The organism is Nostoc sp. TCL240-02 (assembly GCF_013343235.1).
Classification (GTDB): Bacteria; Cyanobacteriota; Cyanobacteriia; order Cyanobacteriales; family Nostocaceae; genus Nostoc.
The window spans coordinates 2,715,416-2,735,611 of sequence record NZ_CP040094.1 but is presented as its reverse complement, the minus strand read 5'-3'; the positions used below and the strand labels follow the sequence as shown (position 1 = coordinate 2,735,611).

Sequence of the window (20,196 nt, the reverse complement as noted above, 5' to 3'; positions counted from 1 at the left end):
GAATATTTTGAGATAAAAACTTACAATTCATGACACTCCTATAAATTTCTGGTTTATTTTACCAAAAGCTGTGAGCATCGGTAATTTCTGGGGAAATCTAAACATAATCGATAATTTTTTACCGAACTGTGTAATTAAGGAGCTAACCCTTGATACAAAAAAACTCCAGCCTATCGGCATCTGACAGAGAAAATCATCCTTTACGAAATTTACTAATTCGATTTCTTCTTGGCAGCACTACCCTTATAGTCAGTATTTCTGCCTATTTCAGCTATCAAGCCACTAGAAATCTGATGCTCAAAGATTTGAGACATAGTGCTTTTTTAGAGGTACAGAGAGGAAGTGGTGAAATTGAAGAATGGTTACATCTTCGCCAAGCGGAGGTACAAACCCTGGCGAATACTTTAACTGTCCGTTCCTTAAACTGGTCTGTAGCAGAACCCTATTTAAAGTCAGAAGTCAAGCGGATCAATGAATTTTTCTTTTTCCAAATAGTCAACCCAGATGGTTCATTTTCCAATACAAAAGTTGGTCGATCCAATAAAAATATTCAGGATCGAGACTACTTTCAAAAAGCAATTGCAGGAAAGAGCAACATTTCTGACCCTTTCATCAGCCGTTCTACAGGAATTCCTTTAATAGCGATCGCCACTCCAATCTCGTCAAGTTCTGCTAGCAGTAGTTCACCGATTGGAGTCTTCCAAGGCAATGTGAGAGTCGATCACATTGCAGAGGTTGTCAACTCCTTGCAATACGGTACGAACAGCTATGCTTTTGCTCTCAATTCCCAAGGACAAGCGATCGTCCACCCTAACTCGGCGTTAATGTCAACCGTAGAAAAACCTGCACTCAGCCTGCTGAAAATGAGCGATCGCAATTTAAATGCGATCGCTCAGAGGATGGTAAACAAACAACAGGGAATTGAGTTAATGGAAATTGACGGCACTAAAAAGTATGTAGCTTATCTGCCGTTGAAAGCTGCTAACTGGTCTGTAGCTTTGGTGATTCCCCGCCAAAATATCGAATCTCGATTGCAATTCCTCGATTTAATCGCCTTAATTGTCGGTGGATTAACTGTCACCATGATTACTGTCTTGTGGCAAGTGCAAGCATTTGAACAACGCGAACTGAAAAAATCTAAAGCTGCGGCTGATACAGCCAACCATGCTAAAAGCGAATTTTTAGCTAATATGAGTCATGAACTGCGAACACCTTTAAATGGCATTCTCGGTTGTGCCCAAATTTTGCTGCGTTCCCCAGCTTTACCTAAGCAAGAGCTATATCACGTCAATATTATTGAACAATGTGGCTCTCATCTGCTGACTTTAATTAATGACATTTTGGATCTCTCCAAAATTGAAGCGAAAAAGCTAGAATTGCATCCTTATGATGTGCATTTCCCTTCCTTTCTTCAAGGACTTGTCGAAATATGCCACATTCGGGCAAAACAAAAGGGCATTTCGTTTATCTATAAACCCCCGATTAACTTGCCTACAGGGATTTATGTCGATGTCAAAAGATTACGTCAGGTACTATTGAATCTGCTGGGAAATGCCATCAAATTTACAGATGAAGGTCAGGTTACTTTCAATATTGAAGTAATCGATCAACCTCCCAATGATGGGCAGATAATGAAACATCGCCTTCGCTTTACCGTAGAAGATACGGGGATTGGTATAACTCCCGCAGAATTGGGCCAAATTTTCTTACCATTTGAACAAGTAGGTGATAAAAAGCGCCAAGCTGAAGGTACTGGTCTAGGTTTAGCTATTACTCGGCAGTTAGTACAGATGATGGGTAGCGATATCCATGTTCAGAGTCAGATCAGTAAGGGAAGTAGCTTTTCGTTTGAGTTAGAGATACCCGAAGCGACTGACTGGGTACAATCTGCCATGACTGCCTCAGAGAAACAAATCATTGGTTTTGAGGGTGGCCCCTACACCATCCTGATGGTTGACGATCGCTGGGAAAATCGCACAGTGATTACAAACTTACTGCAACCACTGGATTTTAATGTAGTTGAAGCCAGCAACGGTAAAGAAGGTTTAGAAAAAGCGATCGCCCTCAAGCCAGACTTAATTATCACAGATTTGCTGATGCCAGAAATGGATGGGTTTGAATTAATCAAACACCTGCGTCACACTCCAGAAATTAAGGATGTATTGATCATCGTTTCTTCCGCTAGTGTCTTTGAAGCCGATCAAAATCGCAGTCTGCAAGCTGGAGGTAATGCTTTCTTGAGCAAACCCATACAAGTAGATGAATTATTGCATCAACTAGAAAAATACTTAAATTTGGTATGGATTTACAAGCAATCTCAGCCTGATGGAGAAAAAGCCCAAGAAGCAACGATAGTAACCGATCAATTAACCGATCAATTAACCCCTCCTTCTCCACAAGTATTGCAAGAACTAGTCACCTTAGCCACTAAAGGTAACTTCAATGCCATTCTCAAGTGGGCCGATAAACTAGAGGAAACAGACACAATTTTTGCCCCATTTGCTAACGAACTACGTCAACTAGCAAGGCAATTTGATGAAGATTTAATTCTAAATTTCTTGACTAAATATGCGGTGGGAAGAGTATGAATACAATTATTGAAAACCAAAACAAATCTATCAATTATGCTCATTCTAGGGGAATTATTTTAGTCGTTGACGATAACCCTGCCAATTTACAAGTTTTATCCAGCTTTCTAGATCAGTCTAGCTTTGAAGTCTGGGCAGCCCGTAGTGGAGAGAAAGCCCTTCAGCGATTAGAAAATGATGATTTACCTGATTTAATCTTGCTGGATATAATGATGCCGGGTATAGATGGTTTTGAAACGTGTATACAGCTAAAAAGCAATCCTCGTGTCCAAGATATTCCTGTCATTTTCATGACAGCCCTTTCAGAAACGGCTGATAAAGTTAAAGGTTTGCAATTAGGAGCCGTAGACTATATTACAAAACCTTTTCAGTATGAAGAAGTATTAGTGAGGATTGAAAATCACCTCAATCTGAGAAATTTGACAAAAACCTTAATTGCTAAAAATGCCGAATTACAACAGACTCAAACTCAACTGATTCAAGCAGAAAAGGTAGCAGCTTTAGGTCAACTAACAGCAGGAATTGCTCATGAAGTTAATAATCCCATCAATTTTATAGCTGGCAACTTAAATTTTGTTGAAAAGTATGTACAAGAAGTAGTTGGTTTACTAAACCTCTATCAAAAATATCTGCCCGATCCACCAGATGAACTTCAAACCGCAATTGAAAAAAGCGATCTTGAATTTTTGTTAAATGATTTATCTAAAATTATTAAATCCATGCAAGTTGGTACAGATCGCGTTACAGAAATTGTGTCATATTTGAACAACTTCTCGCGTCACAGAGAAGCTGGGAAAAAACTAGTTAACTTGCATGAAGGGTTAGAAAGTACATTACTCATTCTTGGACATCGGTTTAAGCGAAATGCTCATCAACCAGCTATCGAATTAGTTAAAGAATATGGAAGTTTGCCACTTGTTGAGTGTTTTCCAGGCGAAATTAATCAGGTTTTTATGAATTTAATTTGTAATGCAATCGATGCAATTGAGGAAGCTAATAAAAATAAAGATATTGATACAATTTCTAGGAATTCTGGGGTGATTAAAATTAAAACTGAGGTAATTGGAGAGCAAGTTATTTTAAGAGTTGCTGACAATGGTTTAGGTATAAAAAACGCAGATAAAACAAAAGTATTCGATGCTTTTTACACAACAAAACCTGTCGGTAAAGGAACAGGGCTTGGTCTATCTATTGCTTACCAAATTGTGGTTAATAACCATCATGGCAAGCTCACATACGATTCCAAGCTAGGTGAGGGTATAGAGTTTATTATTGAACTACCCATTCGATAAATAAAAATCCTAAACTAAATAAAAGCAACCATCACTTCTTTGTTTAGCAATACGGTTCAGTTAAAGATTTTTGTTAATGATTTTAGACCTGTAGAGACGCGTTAGCGTGGCAGGACGTTCGAAGCCAGCCCAGTACAATTTCGCATCTCTACTTAAAATTGCTCTATGTAACAAGTACATTTATCTAAAAATTGCTGTAACTATCGAATATTAACTTCTTGCAAATAATTTACTTGCTGAAGATATTCAATCCTAGTGTCTGAATTTTTAGAGACAAATGAATTTGTTCTTTTTGCAGAAGCTATCTTTTGATTGCCAGACTGCACGCGTTGCTTTTGAGTATACTCATTCAATTTAACTTGAGCTTGAGCATAAACTAGAGCATCTTGGGGAATATTTCGGAGAAATTTCACAGCCCGATCAAAATCACCTACAGATGCTTTTTTGTAAGCGTTCTGTAAAAAATAAGCTGCTCTGATTTGGCGCTTTCGATTATACTCAGCCAGCTTTTCTTGAACTAAAGCCCCCGCACGACTTTCTTTAGGAATTTCCCGCAGATATTGTAATGCAGTAGAAAAATCTCTGATCTCGGCACTTTCGTAAGCTTTTGCTAATAAATCTTGTGTCTGTGCTTCAATGTTAATGTATGCTTGCTGAACTAGTTTATCTGTTTTAGATTGCCAATATGAAATATTTGGAATTTGAGAAACAGCATCAAGAACATCTGACCATCGGCTCTCATGAAAAGCTATTTGAGCTGTTTGGTATTGTTGTGCAGCAGCTTGCCATTGCTCTTGCCATTCTTCAATTGTGGCTTGTGCTTCTGGATAAACATTGCTATGGGAGGGAATTGATTTAGCAAGTGCGATCGCTTCTTGCAAATCCCCAGCTTGATATTCTTTTCTTGCTTGATATAAAGTATCTGTTTCTGAGTATGCTGGTGCAGTATTAACTAAAGAATATACACCAAATCCCATCAATAAAGAATTAGCTGCTAGTCCTACTTTCATTCCTGTTAATAACGGGGATGATTTGCCAGATGTAGGATTTTGAAAATCATTATCCTCAATCGCAGCTTCTAGGAAAAATTGAGAATCTTCCTCTAATATTTCTGGTGGCTGATCCCATGTTATTTGTTTGAGTACCCGCAGTACTTCAGTCGCAGACTGGAAGCGATTTTGAGAATCGTAACGGATCATTTGACTGAGAACAGCAGCTAGATAATCGTTAACTGGCGTGTTTTGAGAACGCCAAAAAATTTCATTAGTATGAGGATCGACTTTTAATTGTAGTGGTTCTAACCCAGTTAAAGCCTGGATAGCAATCATACCCAAAGCATAAATATCGCTGTTGGGCTGTGTTTGTCCAATAAATTGCTCTGGTGGTATGTATCCCAATGAGGTGACGGGAATCCTATAAATCGGCAATTCCGCACCTATGCCAAAATCGATAGACTGGATTGAGCCAAAGTCAATCAAAACTAACTTGCCATCGCTATTACGTCTAATCAAGTTTTCTGGTTTGATGTCACAATGGATCACGCCTTGAGAGTGAACAAATTCTAGAATACTTAAGACATCTATCAGGAATTCTACAACTTCCCTTTCACTCCACAGACACCCCCACTGTTGAGCAATGGGCAATTCCGCAGTCAGCGCATGTCCTTCAATTAGCTCTTGTACTAAATAAAACTGGCTGTTTTCTTCAAAGCAGGCGATAAATTCAGGAATTTGTTGATGGTTTCCTAGAAGCTTGAGGGTTTCAGTTTCAGTTAGAAACATTAATCTCAGCATCTCTAAGTAGCCAGGTTCGGAACTGCTAACTTTTATCTGCTTAATAACACATTTAGGATTCTGTGGAAAATCTACGTCTACAGCTATATATGTTTGTCCAAATACCCCTGCACCCAGGCTTTGGACAATTTGGTAACGCCCTTGTAGTAATTTACCGATTATGTGGTTGGTCATGACCTGGTTACTCAGTAAGTCCTTATTATTTACTTTTTCTGACATTCCCTCCTATTTCCGGAATGCTTTAGAAATACATATATCGAGCCTTAATTACCAAAATACAAAATGGATTTACTACAGTACTTTTACTTAAGCATTTAAAAAAACGAACAACAATATTATTAACTTCTTTAAGAATAGAACTGACACAAAAAATAGCCTAAACCATTATTTTCATGTAGTGTCAATTTATGAATTGCCACTAAATTATAAAGATTATGTGAATTTTGTATAAAATTTATGTATTTAGCCTTGCTAAATTACAACTATTTTAACTAATATGTGGCCGTAACTCAGTGTTACATCTAATACAAAGCTAACAATGTAAATACAATGCTAGCCCAGTACTTAATTTTTCATGACTAGTCTGTAAAAGAAAAATTGAGGAGTATGGGTTGTTCTTAGTTGGCGCTTTAGCGCTAAAACACCAACTACCAACCTATGAAATCAAACTTGACAGAGTACTAGACCAACGCCGTCCTTTTCCAAGCAGTGATTGGATAAAGAATAGCTTTGTGAGTTTCAGCTAAACAGGTTCTGATTTAAAGGGATATCCAATGAAAAAGTTTTATAAATTAGCAATTGCGTCTGCTATCTTTGGGTTCGGATTAGGAACGCTGAATACAGCCGAGGCAGCAACTTTTACTCAAACTGCATCAGATCAAGGTTGGTGGGCTGCTGAAGATGGATTGAATGGCCCTAATTCTAACGATAATACCAACTACGTAACTGGAAATATACGCGGAACAGATTTACGTAACTTTTTTAAATTCGATCTTGGCGATCTAGTAGGAGTCTCTTCAGCAACCTTGCAAATTCAACGATTTAAGGGTTCAGGAAATCCAACCGAGACTCTAGGTTTTTTTGATGTTTCAACACCTGCTGATGTGTTGAGTCAGAAAAACAATAGCCCCAACAATACTATTTATAATGATTTGGGTAGTGGTAAAAACTATGGAAGTTTTAATGTCACTACTTCTGGCGATCCAAACGAAATCCTGAGTTTTGCTCTTAACTCCAACGCCATTGCAGATATTAACGCCAGAAGCGGAAATTTTTTCTCAATTGGAGGTGCGCTTCTAGGGGATCTTAGTGAGGAATATCTTTTTTCTGAGAGTGGCGATCAAGGGTTTGCTAGACTTGTGATCGATACCAATTCAACCCCTGTTCCAGAACCTAGCGCCTTAGGCGGGATAGTGTTTCTTGGTGTTGGAGGCTGGTGGCTAAAGCGCAAGCAAAAAGCGTCTCTAACTGTATAGGCTAATTTACTATAAATTATCTAACTGCTGTATAGACGAAAACAAGGAAGATAAGGAAGTAAATTCCTCCTTATCCTCCTTGTTTTTCAACAATTGGATATTTTTTATTTTAAAGTCGCTTAAAATAACTACCTAAAATTAGCTGTGATTATAGGTTAATAATTTAGCAAAAATAAATATTGCTCTCCTCCACTCAAAATATCCTAACTCTCCGTTTCTGTCTCTTCCTCAACCACCTCACTTTTGTCTGTTAACGGCTTCACTACCCGTGCGATCGCTTCTTGAATAAAAGCTTTAATAAATTCATCTCGGCGATTAATTTGAAACTGTTTCTGCACAACTTCCGTCATTCCACCATCACCCCAATCTTGATCGTGACGAAAATATTCAATAAAACTTTTACCAGCAATTCGCGTTAAATAAGCTGCTGTCACACCTTGAATCGCCCGACCAATAAGAAAGGTAGCAACATTAAGTTGCAACGCTGTAGATAATAATTGAATTGCTCCCTTGACAATGCCCAAACTGGCAATAGTTTTCGCTAAAGAAAGGGCTAACTCTCGTCCCCGTTCCATATTCAATTCACAGCCGTAGACTCTGCCAATTTCCACAACCATTTGAGCATTAACAGCTGCTGTCGCCAATAAATCTACTACTGGTATGGGCGTGACTGATACCACACCAGCACCAATCCACTGAAACCGTTCTACGATTTTGTCAGCTTGACGGCGACGCTGACCATCGATGAGTTTTCGTGCCTCGTCTCCCAATCGCAGAGATTGCAAAAGAATGTTATCCGCCACCAAATCTTCACCTTCGGCGCGTAAAACAGCAGCTGTGCGCCGCAGTAAAGGGACAATATCGGGTTCCGGCTGGTAGGTTTCGCCAGTCTCTAGTTGTGCAGATTGGGGATTAGCTGCGATCGCTACCACATCATTAGTAGCAATAAATCCCCGTACCCGTTGACGCAACCTAGCGAGGATGGATTCTTTATCTTCATCTGTATATAAATCAGTTTTGTTGAGAACTAGAAGCGATCGCTTACCAATTTCTGCTAATCCTCGCAACGGCTCATATTCTGAGCGTCGTAAGTCATTATCCACCACAAATAACAGTAAATCTGCTTCTGTCGCTAGTTCTCGGGCCATTTGTTCCCGTTCTGTTCCCGCCACACCCGCTTCTAAAATCCCTGGCGTATCTGTAATTAAAATCTTGCGTTCTAATCCCTTCAACCGCAAACAATAAGTTTCTCCAACCTGGGTTGTACCCATCGGTGCATCCACTTGACCCACCATGCGTCCCATAATCGCATTAACTAGGGAAGTTTTGCCAGCACTCCCCGTACCAAATACCACTACTTGAATTTCACCCCGTGCTAAGTTCGCTTCAATCTCCCGCGATCGACTTAATAAAGCCTGACGTGTGACTTCATCTTGAATTTGCGCTACCTGTTGGCGCACAGCTTGGAGAGTTGTAGAAGCAGCATCAGATTTAGCCGCAGGAATTTGCGCCGCAGTGACTCGCTTGGGGTTGCGGCGCGATCGCTTTTCGCCAGATTGAATTACCAATACATAATAGACAAAAGCGGCAACCAAAGCTCCTATGAGGACAATCAGCAGCAACAGCAGCAAATTCCCAAGCAACGGCGAATAGGACAATTGCCAATAGAGGCGCGATAGGGAATCAATTAGCCATAGGGCTAGCCCCAAAATGACTATCAGACCAACAATTAGCGTTACTATGCGCGACAGAGGCATGGCTAGGAAAGATTAGTGGGTATTTCAGTGGGTAGATGCTTCTGATCTTAATAGTTTCAGTCTTTCTTACCAGAGTAGTAAGAAGCAACTTTTGCAAAATTTGAACCTTTGACGGTGAAACTTAAGCGCAATGCTGTACCCCAACAATAAATAATTCTATATTCACCAGAAAATCAGAAAAAGATATTTGAAACATTTTTTACTACCAAACCACGAGGCATTGGTACTGGTTTAAGGCTAGCGTAGGCGTAGCCCGTCGTAGGCATCGCATATCAAATTGTGGTAGAAAAACCTCAAGGTAAGATTAGCTACCAATTTGAGTTAGATAAAGGTATAGAGTTTGCGTTGGTTTTGCCCACCGCAGGTATAACTTTACCAATTTCTCATCCTTGAGTTAGTAGCTTTTCAAAGTTAATTTTTTCATAATAATCAATAGCAAGTATAAGGTTGCGTGTTTAAATCTTTTTAGTGGACTGACGAAAATTTGCCTACAAAAATACTTCAAGCCAGTTTTGGCAAGCTTTTTGAGAACAAAGGGAGAAATAAATTTATGGGACTTTTCGATCAAATTCTTGGTGCAGTTGCTAATCCCAATCAACAGGGAAGCTTAGGGCAACTGGGAGGAATTATTAACACTGTACAACAATTAAGCCAAAGTACTGGTGCAGACCCTTCTACCATTCAATCAGTCTTGTCAATTGTGGGTGGTCAAGTGCGTTCCGCTTTACAAGACAAGCAAGCCAGAGATGGTAATGAAGCCGCACAAAGTTTAGTGAATCAATATGCTGGGACTTCACCTAACCCCCAAGCCGTCAATTCGCTATTTTCTCCTCAGATACAACAACAGGTAGCTCAGGTTGCTGCCCAGCAAACTGGATTGGATGCTGGTATAGTTCAACAATTGCTACCTTTAGCAGTACCTTTAGTCTTGAATTTTTTGCAATCAGGTGCAAATGCTCAAAATCCCCAAGCTGGCGGGAATCCTGTACTGAATTCCTTCTTGGATGCTGACGGCGATGGTGATGTAGATATCGCTGATGCCATCCAAATGGCTAGTCGGTATATGAGACAGTAAGTTGGCACAATAAAATCAAACTATGTAAATAAAAAGGAACTAGGCTTAAACCCTTATGCCTATTGCCTATTTCCTTATCTCACAGACAATTATTTACGCCCACTTATCTTGATACTTTTCCTAACTCCAAACTCCCATTTGCTCAGACATCGGCAATTGGGCCTTGCTAGATATTTAGCTAAGGCATAGGCTGAGAAGATGAAAAATTTGTATGTGAATATAAATCAGACAGTCTATGTCTAAACTTTTTGACTGTATTACAGACGAACTGCAAGACTTTATTGCAGCCCAACACCTTTTCTTTGTTGGCTCTGCACCCTTGAGTCCTACGGGTCATGTTAATCTATCTCCTAAAGGTTTAGGATGCTTTCGTGTTCTCTCTCCCAAGCAAGTAGGTTACGTAGACCTTACAGGCAGTGGTAACGAAACCTCAGCCCATTTGCAAGAAAATGGGCGGATAACCTTCATGTTTTGCGCCTTTGAAGAACCTGCGTCTATTCTGCGTCTTTACGGTCAAGGAAAGACGATTCTACCGAATTCTCCAGATTGGGACTCTCTGTACTCTCTGTTTTTACCAATGCCTGGAACTCGCCAAATTATCGTCGCTGATATCGAAAAAGTACAGACTTCTTGTGGTTTTGGCGTACCACTTTATGAATATCGAGGTGAGCGCCAGACTTTAGTAAACTGGGCTAGTAAAAAAGGTGAAGAGGGAGTTCGAGAATATCAACAGAAGAAAAATCTTGTCAGCATTGACGGTTTACCAACACCGCTAAGTAAATTATCCTAAATTTTACAAAAGCGGACTTTAGGGCATGAGTTATGGATTATTCTATTCGTCCATTGATACAGGAAGATGAGCCTTTTCTCTGGCTTATGCTTTATGAAGCAGCGCATCTGGAAAAAGAAGGTAATCTGACAGTACAGGATGCCATAAATAATCCTGATTTGGCAAAATATGTTAAAAATTGGGGATGTAAAGATGATAGCGGCTTCATCGCTATTCTGGAAACTAGTAATCAACCAGTAGGATCTGCATGGCTGCGTCTATTGACAGGTGAAAATAAAGGATATGGCTATGTTGACGATCAAACTCCTGAACTAGCTATTGCGATTCTTCCCCAACATAGAAATAAAGGCATAGGAACGCAGTTACTCACACATTTGTTAGCAGCAGCCCAAACATCTTATTCATCAATATCACTTAGTCTCAGAGCGACAAATCCAGCCATGAGTTTATATAAAAGGTTTGGCTTTGAAGTCGTTCTTGGTAGTGAAATAATCAACCGAGTTGGTAGCATCTCTTTTAAAATGAAAATTGATCTTTGAAATAGTTTGAAAATCCTCTCTTTATTTTGATTTTGCTTTTAGGGAACTCCAAAAAATAAATTATCCAACTTCACTACGATTTTCCCTCCCTCCCCCTGCCCTTAAAGCGATGGGATATTTTTTTATTTGGAAGTCCCTTATGACCCTTTTGGGTTAGTGTCACCAGCAATTATTGCTTGAAATACGTTTCCAAGTAAAGAGAAAAATGTCGAAACTAACACTACCAGCATCAAACTAGCAAGGGCAGCAAAGGGAGAAACGATGAATAAGAGTAACAGTGCAAGCATCAAAATCGTTAGTAATGTCTTATTCATCTTTTTTCATCTTTAATAGTTGCTATTCTCAAGTTAACCAACTAATTTATGAACTTGACCACAGTCAATAGAAGGAATTAGTCTTAGTTCTCTGGTAGGAATTTGCAAGCTAATTGAGTGCCAAAGTTTAAATTAAAAATCAAAAATCGAACCACTATAGTTTTGCAGTCATAGCAATTTATGATTCTTTAGCACAGCAGTTACACAAAATTCTCTTACACCTTCTCCTTTGCTGCTGGCACAATGCCCAACTTATTTAAACCTGCATCGATTTCTTTAAGTAGTTTAAAATCCTCCTCTGGTAGGGGATAGCTGCTAATGCTGAATAAACCCCCACTAACAGCAGGCTGCTTTTCCAAAAAAGAGAAAGCTTGACGAAACTGATACGCTTGGGCTTTTATCGGTGCATCAAAGTGGCAGGGAATAATCCACTCGAAGTCCCAACTAGCAACTTTATCAGCCCAGTCAATAGTTTCCTTCGGTGCGCGGTTAAGAATCAACGTCTGTAAAATTGGTGCAACAAACAACCGCCCATTACCTCGCAGGGCATCAAACGATCGCAGCCAATCTGGATGCCATTGAAAGGGGTACAATCCAAAATAAGCTTTCCTTGAGCGTTCTGGGGCTTTCAAGGCATCTTGCAACACCTTATTCCATTGGGGTATATTTAGTGCGCTTGGTTGAAAGTACAAAGCAAACAGACAGATGCGCTGCCAACCCTTACGGCGATTTACCTGAATGTCTGCAACAATATCAGAAGCCCGATCCTTGGCATGGAATAGTAGGGGATATGGATCTAATAAAACGATCGCAGGTGGATCGTCTGGGATAGAGAGTACACAATCTGTTACTAAAAGAGTATGCGATCGCTTGTGAAAAAAAGCAACTTCTGCAAATCGACCAGGGCCAAGTTCGATGGGGCCCAGCATTGCATAATCAAACTCGTCAGCAAAGGGTGTTTTGCTACTATCTTCTGGGAGTACCTGAGTCCGTTTTGGGGGTAAACCCAGCCAACTAAGGGGCAGATTTAGCGGGAAACTCCACTGATGGGGAGCCACAAACACCTGTGCAGTCGGAAAATATCTAGCGAAGGGGCCGACAAAGATTTTGTGTTCTATACCAGAGATAGTCGGCAGAATGATGTACTTAACATTACCGTGTTCCACCACCAACTCATTCACAAGCCGGATGCACTCTGGGGTGGGTGCAACAGGCGCATAGATAAGAAGACCCCCAGCTTCGAGCTTAACCACAGTCATCCGAATCGGCACAACAACGTAGAAAATACCCTGAATCTGGTCAAAATTCCAGATTGTGTCCTTAATCACTTCTTTGCGGATTGTCTGCCGCCTGCCATAAGGATAGAGTGGCAGAACAGGCCATAGTTTCCATGAAAAGTCTTTTGGATGTATCTGTTGTGCATTGACTATGCGTTCATCATTAGTCACTCTGCGACCCCCTCCAAATTCCCTGCTCAAATTGTTTTTATTTGGTATCCCCAAAGTTGGAGTTTAGCAAATTGTTGAGATAATAATACTAATTCGTAATTCGTAATTCGTAATTCGTAATATCTGTGTTGTAGTTCATGCCCGAAAAAATTATGCGTAAATATAGAATTTTAAAACCAGACCAAAGTTACACTTTTAGTCAATACTTTTTGTTACCTAATCCAACCATAGATGTAGTAGCTGAGTTTGAGTACAGTTACGAACGCACAGAGCTAAAATTACCAATATACTTTGCTGAAGTTAGCTATTTAGAATTTTTACAAAATTACTTACAGCGCAATATAAAGCTTTTTAACCCGACGGCTGAGATATCAATTAGAGAATTTATGATTGCTCCTATCCTTGCTGAAATCTGCGATCAAACAAAAGCTCAACTATATAGTGAATATCCAATTAATGTGGATGAAAAGCTTAAAGGTACTTTGGATTATTATTTACATAAATCTAACTCTTTATTGGTGATTGAAGCAAAGCAATCAGATATTAGAAGAGGGTTTACACAACTAGCAGTAGAATTAATAGCTTTGAATCAGTCTCTAAACGATAAATCATCAATTTTATTTGGCGCAGTTACTAATGGAGATGACTGGAAATTTGGTACACTCACAGAAATGTTGAATGCTGATACAAAACTTTACATTATTAGTTACACTAAGTCTCAAAAGCTTAAATTAGTCAGCAAAACATCATCTCCTCAAACCAATGAACATAGCTGATTTTCTGACACATACAAGATTGAAGATAGCGGAATTTATCTAATAGTGTATGTCCCCATTGTTCGGGAATAGATAAAAGCTGTAAAATCAGATAGGCTATCAAGCTCACGTAAATTTGTATGGTAATACCATTGACGTTTTTGGTAATGAGTTTGTCAAGTTTTAAGTGCATCTTTAAAAACTTCCACAACAATTCAACTCCCCAACGTAATCGATAAATATCCCTAATTTCATCATCATGAACAGCTGCATCTCCCGACTCTGGTAAATTAGTCACTAAGCGAAACTCGGTTTTTGTCTCTAAATCACAGAAATTAATTACTCTATAAGCTTGAGCATCATCAGATGCACCAACTTTGACCAATCCATTTGAGCCATCAAATTCTAGTTTCCAATTGTTTTTTATCCGCAAAACAAAATATTTGTTTTCTTGTACTAATTCTTGGATAAATTTTAATCCAGCAAAACCCCTATCCATTACTCCAACAGCATTTATTGGGAGACTAGACATCATTTTGGAACCAAATTTATAATCATGGTCATGTCCAAAATTGATGAAGTTATCTTCTGGGCTTCCTGTGGAGAGATTTAAGGAACTAAACAGCTTGACTTGATGATGACCTAGTACCCATAACAATTTACTTGTGAGAGTAATAATTGTTGAATCTATTGGACAAATTGCATATTTATTGTGTAACTTTTTTTGAACTTTCTTCTGTACTAATTCATTTAATTTTTGGTAAATCTCTTGAAAAGGTTTTTGGCTTCGATGTAAATTTGCTTTAGAGAAAGTAGAAATATCTACCTCAAAACAATTGTTATTTAATCTGTTAAACAAATCTCGCATACTTGTTAAGCTGTTATCCAGGGCATAGGATAGCCAGCACTCAAAAAACAGACGACTGTTCAATACTGGATAATCGTTTTTTGGCAGGCTTTTCAGTATATCTTTGACAATTTTGGGAAATGAATTTATAATCACAATCAAACTAATATATTTTAAGCCTTAGCCCAAAACTACCATATTTTGGGCTATTTTTATCGGATTTTTCTTAACATTCAACACTTCTGGTACACTCAATAGGCAACAAAAGCTAATTACAGAAGATATTAAGCTTTATCGTGTTCCTGAAGGTTTAGAAGATTTGGTACGAGTACTAGTAGGTATCCTTTCATCTGAAGCTTGACGAAAGTTGAAAAAGCCTTGGCGAATAGAATAGAGCCTCCGGCACGCTGACGCGAACGCAGCTATACGGACAAAACCCACGCAGGTGGGTTTCAAATTCCTAGAGTCCGCGTAGACGGATTTCGTTTGTGCGCCCAATTTGGGAAACCTGCCCATGCAACTAAAAACACAACAGCCATGACTCATTACATTTTAAAAGCGACTAAGGAAACTGTGCATCTGGGTGGTTTCTCTCATCTGTTAAAACCAGCACTGATTATTGATTCTGGTGATACGGTTGATGTGGAAACTTATACTGGTTACTACGTTTATGACAAAGCACCACCAGAGTTTGTCACACCAGAATTGCTCGATATTTGCCAAAATCTTCTACCAGAACGTAAGATTGCTGGGGGGCCGCATTTACTCACAGGGCCGATTTATGTGCGCGATGCCGAACCAGGGAATGTTTTAGAAGTACAATTAGATGCGATCGCACCTAGTTTACCCGTCGGCTTTAATGCCATTCGTAAAGGTTGGGGAGCTTTACCACATCAGTTTCCTCAACCTGCCTTAAGATTCATTCCTCTAGATTTAGCCAACAATATCGCTGAATTTCCGGCGGGTGCTGGCATAAAAATTCCCCTCAAACCGTTTTTTGGGATTCTTGGTGTCGCTACCTCAGAAACCTCTCGAACTTCTGTCCCACCAGGTTCTTACGGCGGTAATATCGACAATCGAGAATTACAAGCTGGTTCTCGTTTATTTTTGCCGATTTTCGTACCAGGTGCATTATTTTCTATTGGTGATGGGCATTCTGCACAAGGAGATGGTGAAGTAAATGTCACCGCCATTGAAACCTCTATGAACGGTAGAATTACCCTCAAACTTCGCAAAGATTTACACCTAACAACACCAATCGCCGAAACTCCAACTCATATCATCACAATGGGGTTTGCTCAAACCTTAGATGAAGCTTTAGAATTGGCTTTAAAAAACATGATTGATTTTCTGGAACGCTTTGCAAATTTATCGCCAGAAGATGCTTATATATTGTGTAGTTTAGCTGTGAATTTTCACATCACTCAAGTTGTGAATAGTCCTCATAAAGGTGTGCATGGAATGTTACCCAAATCAATGTTTTCTTGCAAAATTATTTTATAATTCAATAGGTTCATTTAACGCAAAACTCTTTGTCAAAGTCAATTTTTTTAACGTAGACGCTTCTCTACGAGACGCTACGCGTAGCTTGCTTCCCCGTAGGGGTACGGCTTGCCGCAGGCTACCGTAAAGGATGCATTCGCACAGCGTCTCGTCAGAGAAGGACACAAAGGAAGATAAGGAAGAGAAGAAAAAATGCTTAACTGAACTATATTTATTTATAATTTCCAATTTAGTGACTATTTTTTATGTCTAATATCTTTATCCAACTGTTGTTAATCGGTTTAGTTTCTGGCGTTGCTGGCGGGATGTTTGGTATCGGTGGCGGCGCAATTATGATTCCGGCAATGGTATTAGTAATTGGTTTGGATCAGAAATTAGCTACAGGGACTTCTGTGGCTGCTCAAATTTTGCCAATTGGGATTTTAGCAGCCCTAGTTTACCATCGCAACGGTAATCTTAATATCAAATATGCCCTGATTATTGCAGTTGGTTTAATCGTAGGTAACTTCTTCGGGGCATTGTTTGCAAATCAGCCGTTTATTAGCAGCGAGTTCATGAAAAAGCTGTATGGTATCTTTGTATTGATGATAGTATTCGTTATTTACTATCAAATTGAATAACTTAACTTAATTGAGCTTCAGCAATATTTTTGTTAAGCCCTCGCCTAACTTTTCAATAGATTCTTGCTGTTTCGGATCTTTTAAAGTGCCATCGGCATTAAAGGCTTCGTAAGCTTTGGTTACTGCTATTTGATCGGGTAGTACCAAAACTTTGATGTTTCCCAAAATAGACCGCAGGTGAACCAATCCCCGCAAACCACCAAGAGCGCCTGGAGAAGCGCTCATAATAGTAGCAACTTTACCTGCAAAAGCAGCCAATGGCGCTTCATTTGGGGCTGGACGGGATGCCCAGTCAATGGCGTTCTTCAAAACTGCTGTGAGTGAACTGTTATATTCCGGCGAAGCAATCAGCAATCCTTGATGAGAAATCATCAAGTCCTTTAAAGTGCGGGCGTTGGTAGGTAGTCCTTCTTGAGCTTCTAAATCTTCATCATACAGAGGTAGGGGCAAATCGCGGAGGTCTAGATAAGTCACTTCTGCACCTGCGGACTTAGCACCAGCCGCCGCAATTTGTACCAATTTTTTGTTGTAAGAATCAATCCGTGTGCTGCCGGCAAAGGCGAGGATTTTAGGTATGGATGCCATAGTTCTAGGTTGAATGGGAAGGATTTGACAGTTCAGCTGATTATCCTGTTTTCAGGCGATCGCTATTTGCTACCTTTAGATTTTCTTTATAAAGATCGTACCTGCGGAATATGAGTTGAAACCATAAAATTCCAATTTGATTTTTTGGTTTTTGAAAATCTACTGAGACTAAAGAGCTAGCTTTATCTAAAATCCTGTTCAGAAATTAGACAGATTTATTATACTAACTATAAGTATTTATTTAGATTCTGCCTATCTAGAGGTTCAGTTACAATATTATTTACCCCAATCATCTGACTTAATACTAAAATACCTGCTTGGTGAATTTTATCACCTCCTGTTGATGCTGAGTAATATTCTAAAATATAAGGGTTAAAATTGTTCTCAAAAAAATCAATTGCAGTTTTTAAAACACAAGAATCAGTATCCAAACCACAAATAAATACTTTTTGGATATTATTGCTGTTTAGGAAATTAAGTGTCTCTTCGTTACAAGCAGTGTATATAGTTTTATCAAAAGTTAGTTGAGCAAATGGTTCAATCTTATCCACAATTTTTTGCTCAAATGGTGATATGAGATTATGCCAATTTAGATATTTGACATAAGGACTGTCTGGCATATTTATAAATTTCGTGAAGATGACGTGTTCAAAGATATTTTGCTCTAATAAGGATTTAACCCTTTGTGGAATATGGCTTGTATTTTGAGTGATAAATCCATTTTGAATATCAATGATAAATAGGCAGAAGTTCATATAGTAACTACTATGCTTGATTGGTTGGTACTGAAGACAGTGATCGCAAACATTACCGACTATTTTTCTTATTATCCAGATATATAAACACTGAAGTAAATTTAGATGCTATTTGCTACCTTTAGGTTTTCTTTATAAACTTTCTCTCAGATTATGGCAAATTGGTCAGACTCTTATCTCGGCAAATTACGACAAGTTGTAGGCGATCGCTTACTTCTATTATTTGGCGCACGTGTGATTATTGAGGATAACTTGGGGCGCGTTTTATTGCAAAAGCGGAGTGATTTCAAACTTTGGGGGCTACCTGGCGGTTGTCCTGAAGTCGGTGAATCTGCTGAAGATTGTTCAGCACGAGAGGTTTTTGACCCACATTCCGCAGGTATATCAGGTGAGAAGATAATATTTTCGGCAAGGCGCACCAAGAAATTGGAGAATCCATCGTCGTTCGTCAGTAAGATTGGTAATGTGTTGAAAGCCAGCGATCGTTACCAGATGAATCGACATGAAACATTGAAACACCCACCGCATCGTAGGAGAGGCAGTTGGTTTACCCAATTGATTGTTGATGGTTTGTTTTGCTTGAGCTAGAGCTTGGCGTAACGCCCGTTGTCCCAAAGTGTAAACTAACAAGCATAGACCCATGACCATTGCTAAAGCAGCAACACGTTCTTTCGAGTTGAGAAAAACACTGCTGGTAAAAAATAAAGGGTCTTTGAGAAAACGAAAACCACGCTCAGTAGATTGCTGGGCTTTGTACTGCTTGAGTAAGTCATCATTGCTCAATTGTTGAGCATCAAGAACATTGGTAGCCAAAATAAAACGTCCGGCTCGTTGTTTTTCAGTGGCAATTGCTAGCTCGTTAGGTACAACAGTCGCACGAATTTGATAGTAACACTGTTGTGGTTGAGCATCTTTACGTGGTCTGCCTGATTTGGCATGGCGTTTGTGTTCGATAATTTCTAGTTCAGCAAGTTCATGAAAGCGTTGCTGAGCCTCAAAACGCCCTGAAGCCTGTATCGCGTCTGCGGCACAAGCAAATTCTTGTTGTGACAACTGTCGCAGTTGAGATTGTGCTTGTTGGAGGTGCTTAGTCAGACGTTTTTCCAGTTGCTTTAAATCTGCTGCGGCACGAGCTTCACTTTCCACCACTAGCCAACGCTGTTTGACTCCACCATAATCGCAGCAACACTCTGCTATTCGGTAGCCTGTGACTATGCTATCCACAAAAGCTTCCTGACTCATTTTCTCCAAGAGTAATTGGGCAGTAGTCAGTGTGGCTGGAACTCGTGATAGCCATCGCAAAGAATCCATTTGTTTAAGATTGCCTTCGGTGTAGAGTGCTGCATCCGCTACAAACAAAGCATCTATTTCCCATTGGTGACGAAATTCTTTCAAGATTTGAGCAAACACGGCTGAGTCGGCTTCATTCCCATCTGCCACTCTTAGATTTAGATATAGAGGAATATCCCCGTCTCCACTGCACATCAGGTCTACAATAAACTGTTTCAGGTCTGGTCGATGATCTCTTGAGTATCCTTTTGTGATTGTTATCTCTCCTGGCTTGCCTGAACCTTCTGTTGAGTTGTTGGTATATTCTCCATGCACATGAAACGAACTTGAATCCAAGTGTAAACTGTCCTTTTCCACCCCAAACTTCTTGGCTGCTGCCAGTGCTACTGTCACAAATACTTGTGTTAATCCCGCTTCATACAGTTTGTCCAAGACTCTGCCCAAGCGGTCATCATTCAAGTGTTCTGGACTTATACCTTCCCCTAGTAAATGCTCTGTGGCTTTGCCTACAAAGAACTTCTCAAATAGGTATAGTGGCGCACTTACTAAACCCAAGCCATTGAGAATCATTGCTTTGACTGCTTGACCTGAACTGACTATTTCTTGGTGATGTGTTCCCAGTATTTGGTTGATTTGCTCTACCAAACACATTTGATCAATAATCCCTGCCACTATCCCACAGTGGTCAATATCTTGTACTCTTATTTCTGATACTGATGGTGTCATTCATCAAAAATACCATTGATCTCCTCTCTTACCTGCGGAATGTA

General features: G+C 39.6%; 17 protein-coding genes and 2 pseudogenes. 11 read left to right on the top strand and 8 right to left on the bottom strand.

The features are described from left to right. The first annotated feature begins 149 nt into the window (after window positions 1-149). Together FBB35_RS11575 and FBB35_RS11570 are read left to right on the top strand one after the other, a co-directional pair. The gene (locus FBB35_RS11575) at window positions 150-2,588 is read left to right on the top strand and encodes a hybrid sensor histidine kinase/response regulator (RefSeq protein ID WP_174709746.1); all 2,439 of its coding nucleotides are present in this window, start codon (window positions 150-152) and stop codon (window positions 2,586-2,588) included. Beyond that, complete coding sequence (locus FBB35_RS11570; protein WP_174709745.1) at window positions 2,585-3,880, top strand: response regulator; 1,296 nt, start codon at window positions 2,585-2,587, stop codon at window positions 3,878-3,880. Before FBB35_RS11575 ends, FBB35_RS11570 begins: the two co-directional genes overlap by 4 nt. 200 nt (window positions 3,881-4,080) lie before the next feature. On the opposite strand, the gene FBB35_RS11565 is transcribed toward FBB35_RS11570, so the two are convergent. Further along, window positions 4,081-5,847 carry a serine/threonine-protein kinase gene (locus tag FBB35_RS11565; RefSeq protein ID WP_254625918.1) on the bottom strand — a complete coding sequence of 589 codons (1,767 nt, stop codon included), beginning with the start codon at window positions 5,845-5,847 and terminating at the stop codon, window positions 4,081-4,083. A gap of 599 nt (window positions 5,848-6,446) precedes the next feature. On the opposite strand from FBB35_RS11565, the gene FBB35_RS11560 reads away from it, so the two are divergent. Continuing rightward, window positions 6,447-7,148 (top strand): PEP-CTERM sorting domain-containing protein, encoded by a 702-nt coding sequence (locus tag FBB35_RS11560; protein ID WP_174709743.1) that lies wholly within the window; start codon window positions 6,447-6,449, stop codon window positions 7,146-7,148. Between the two features lie 203 nt (window positions 7,149-7,351). On the opposite strand, the gene FBB35_RS11555 is transcribed toward FBB35_RS11560, so the two are convergent. Then, a complete protein-coding gene (locus FBB35_RS11555; RefSeq protein WP_174709742.1) occupies window positions 7,352-8,905 on the bottom strand; it encodes a YcjF family protein in 1,554 nt (517 codons plus the stop codon). Window positions 8,906-9,067: 162 nt separating this feature from the next. Here FBB35_RS11555 and FBB35_RS11550 point away from each other — a divergent pair. The 4 genes and pseudogenes from FBB35_RS11550 to FBB35_RS11535 all read left to right on the top strand — a co-directional run. Further along, window positions 9,068-9,298: pseudogene (locus FBB35_RS11550) on the top strand (hypothetical protein); the annotation flags it as partial. Between the two features lie 157 nt (window positions 9,299-9,455). Then, entirely contained in the window at window positions 9,456-9,980 is a 525-nt protein-coding gene (locus tag FBB35_RS11545; protein ID WP_174709741.1) for a DUF937 domain-containing protein, read from the top strand. A gap of 235 nt (window positions 9,981-10,215) precedes the next feature. After that, window positions 10,216-10,770: a pyridoxamine 5'-phosphate oxidase family protein gene (locus tag FBB35_RS11540; RefSeq protein WP_174709740.1), complete on the top strand. Its 555-nt coding sequence runs from the start codon at window positions 10,216-10,218 to the stop codon at window positions 10,768-10,770. A gap of 32 nt (window positions 10,771-10,802) precedes the next feature. Continuing rightward, window positions 10,803-11,309 carry a GNAT family N-acetyltransferase gene (locus FBB35_RS11535; RefSeq protein WP_174709739.1) on the top strand — a complete coding sequence of 169 codons (507 nt, stop codon included), beginning with the start codon at window positions 10,803-10,805 and terminating at the stop codon, window positions 11,307-11,309. Between the two features lie 137 nt (window positions 11,310-11,446). On the opposite strand, the gene FBB35_RS11530 is transcribed toward FBB35_RS11535, so the two are convergent. Continuing rightward, window positions 11,447-11,623 carry a hypothetical protein gene (locus tag FBB35_RS11530; RefSeq protein ID WP_174709738.1) on the bottom strand — a complete coding sequence of 59 codons (177 nt, stop codon included), beginning with the start codon at window positions 11,621-11,623 and terminating at the stop codon, window positions 11,447-11,449. Window positions 11,624-11,838: 215 nt separating this feature from the next. Further along, complete coding sequence (locus tag FBB35_RS11525; protein WP_174709737.1) at window positions 11,839-13,071, bottom strand: DUF4336 domain-containing protein; 1,233 nt, start codon at window positions 13,069-13,071, stop codon at window positions 11,839-11,841. Window positions 13,072-13,208: 137 nt separating this feature from the next. On the opposite strand from FBB35_RS11525, the gene FBB35_RS11520 reads away from it, so the two are divergent. Continuing rightward, window positions 13,209-13,847, top strand: a complete 639-nt coding sequence (locus tag FBB35_RS11520; protein ID WP_254625917.1) for a hypothetical protein — start codon at window positions 13,209-13,211, stop codon at window positions 13,845-13,847. On the opposite strand, the gene FBB35_RS11515 is transcribed toward FBB35_RS11520, so the two are convergent. Further along, window positions 13,807-14,829 (bottom strand): IS4 family transposase, encoded by a 1,023-nt coding sequence (locus FBB35_RS11515; protein WP_174708137.1) that lies wholly within the window; start codon window positions 14,827-14,829, stop codon window positions 13,807-13,809. The two genes, FBB35_RS11520 and FBB35_RS11515, sit on opposite strands and share 41 nt — an antisense overlap. Window positions 14,830-15,210: 381 nt before the next feature. On the opposite strand from FBB35_RS11515, the gene FBB35_RS11510 reads away from it, so the two are divergent. Together FBB35_RS11510 and FBB35_RS11505 are read left to right on the top strand one after the other, a co-directional pair. Further along, window positions 15,211-16,176 carry an acetamidase/formamidase family protein gene (locus FBB35_RS11510; RefSeq protein WP_174709736.1) on the top strand — a complete coding sequence of 322 codons (966 nt, stop codon included), beginning with the start codon at window positions 15,211-15,213 and terminating at the stop codon, window positions 16,174-16,176. A gap of 245 nt (window positions 16,177-16,421) precedes the next feature. Continuing rightward, window positions 16,422-16,796 carry a TSUP family transporter gene (locus FBB35_RS11505; protein WP_174709735.1) on the top strand — a complete coding sequence of 125 codons (375 nt, stop codon included), beginning with the start codon at window positions 16,422-16,424 and terminating at the stop codon, window positions 16,794-16,796. A 6-nt stretch (window positions 16,797-16,802) separates the two neighbouring features. Here the strand turns inward: FBB35_RS11505 and FBB35_RS11500 are convergent, their stop codons facing one another. Together FBB35_RS11500 and FBB35_RS11495 are read right to left on the bottom strand one after the other, a co-directional pair. Continuing rightward, entirely contained in the window at window positions 16,803-17,381 is a 579-nt protein-coding gene (locus FBB35_RS11500) for an NADPH-dependent FMN reductase (protein WP_174709734.1), read from the bottom strand. A 227-nt stretch (window positions 17,382-17,608) separates the two neighbouring features. Further along, window positions 17,609-18,136, bottom strand: a complete 528-nt coding sequence (locus tag FBB35_RS11495) for an isochorismatase family cysteine hydrolase (protein ID WP_174709733.1) — start codon at window positions 18,134-18,136, stop codon at window positions 17,609-17,611. 153 nt (window positions 18,137-18,289) lie between these two features. Here FBB35_RS11495 and FBB35_RS35740 point away from each other — a divergent pair. Continuing rightward, window positions 18,290-18,487, top strand: a pseudogene (locus FBB35_RS35740) (NUDIX domain-containing protein); the annotation flags it as partial. Window positions 18,488-18,520: 33 nt separating this feature from the next. Here the strand turns inward: FBB35_RS35740 and FBB35_RS11490 are convergent. After that, entirely contained in the window at window positions 18,521-20,152 is a 1,632-nt protein-coding gene (locus FBB35_RS11490) for an IS1634 family transposase (protein WP_174709732.1), read from the bottom strand. Between the last annotated feature and the right edge of the window lie 44 nt (window positions 20,153-20,196).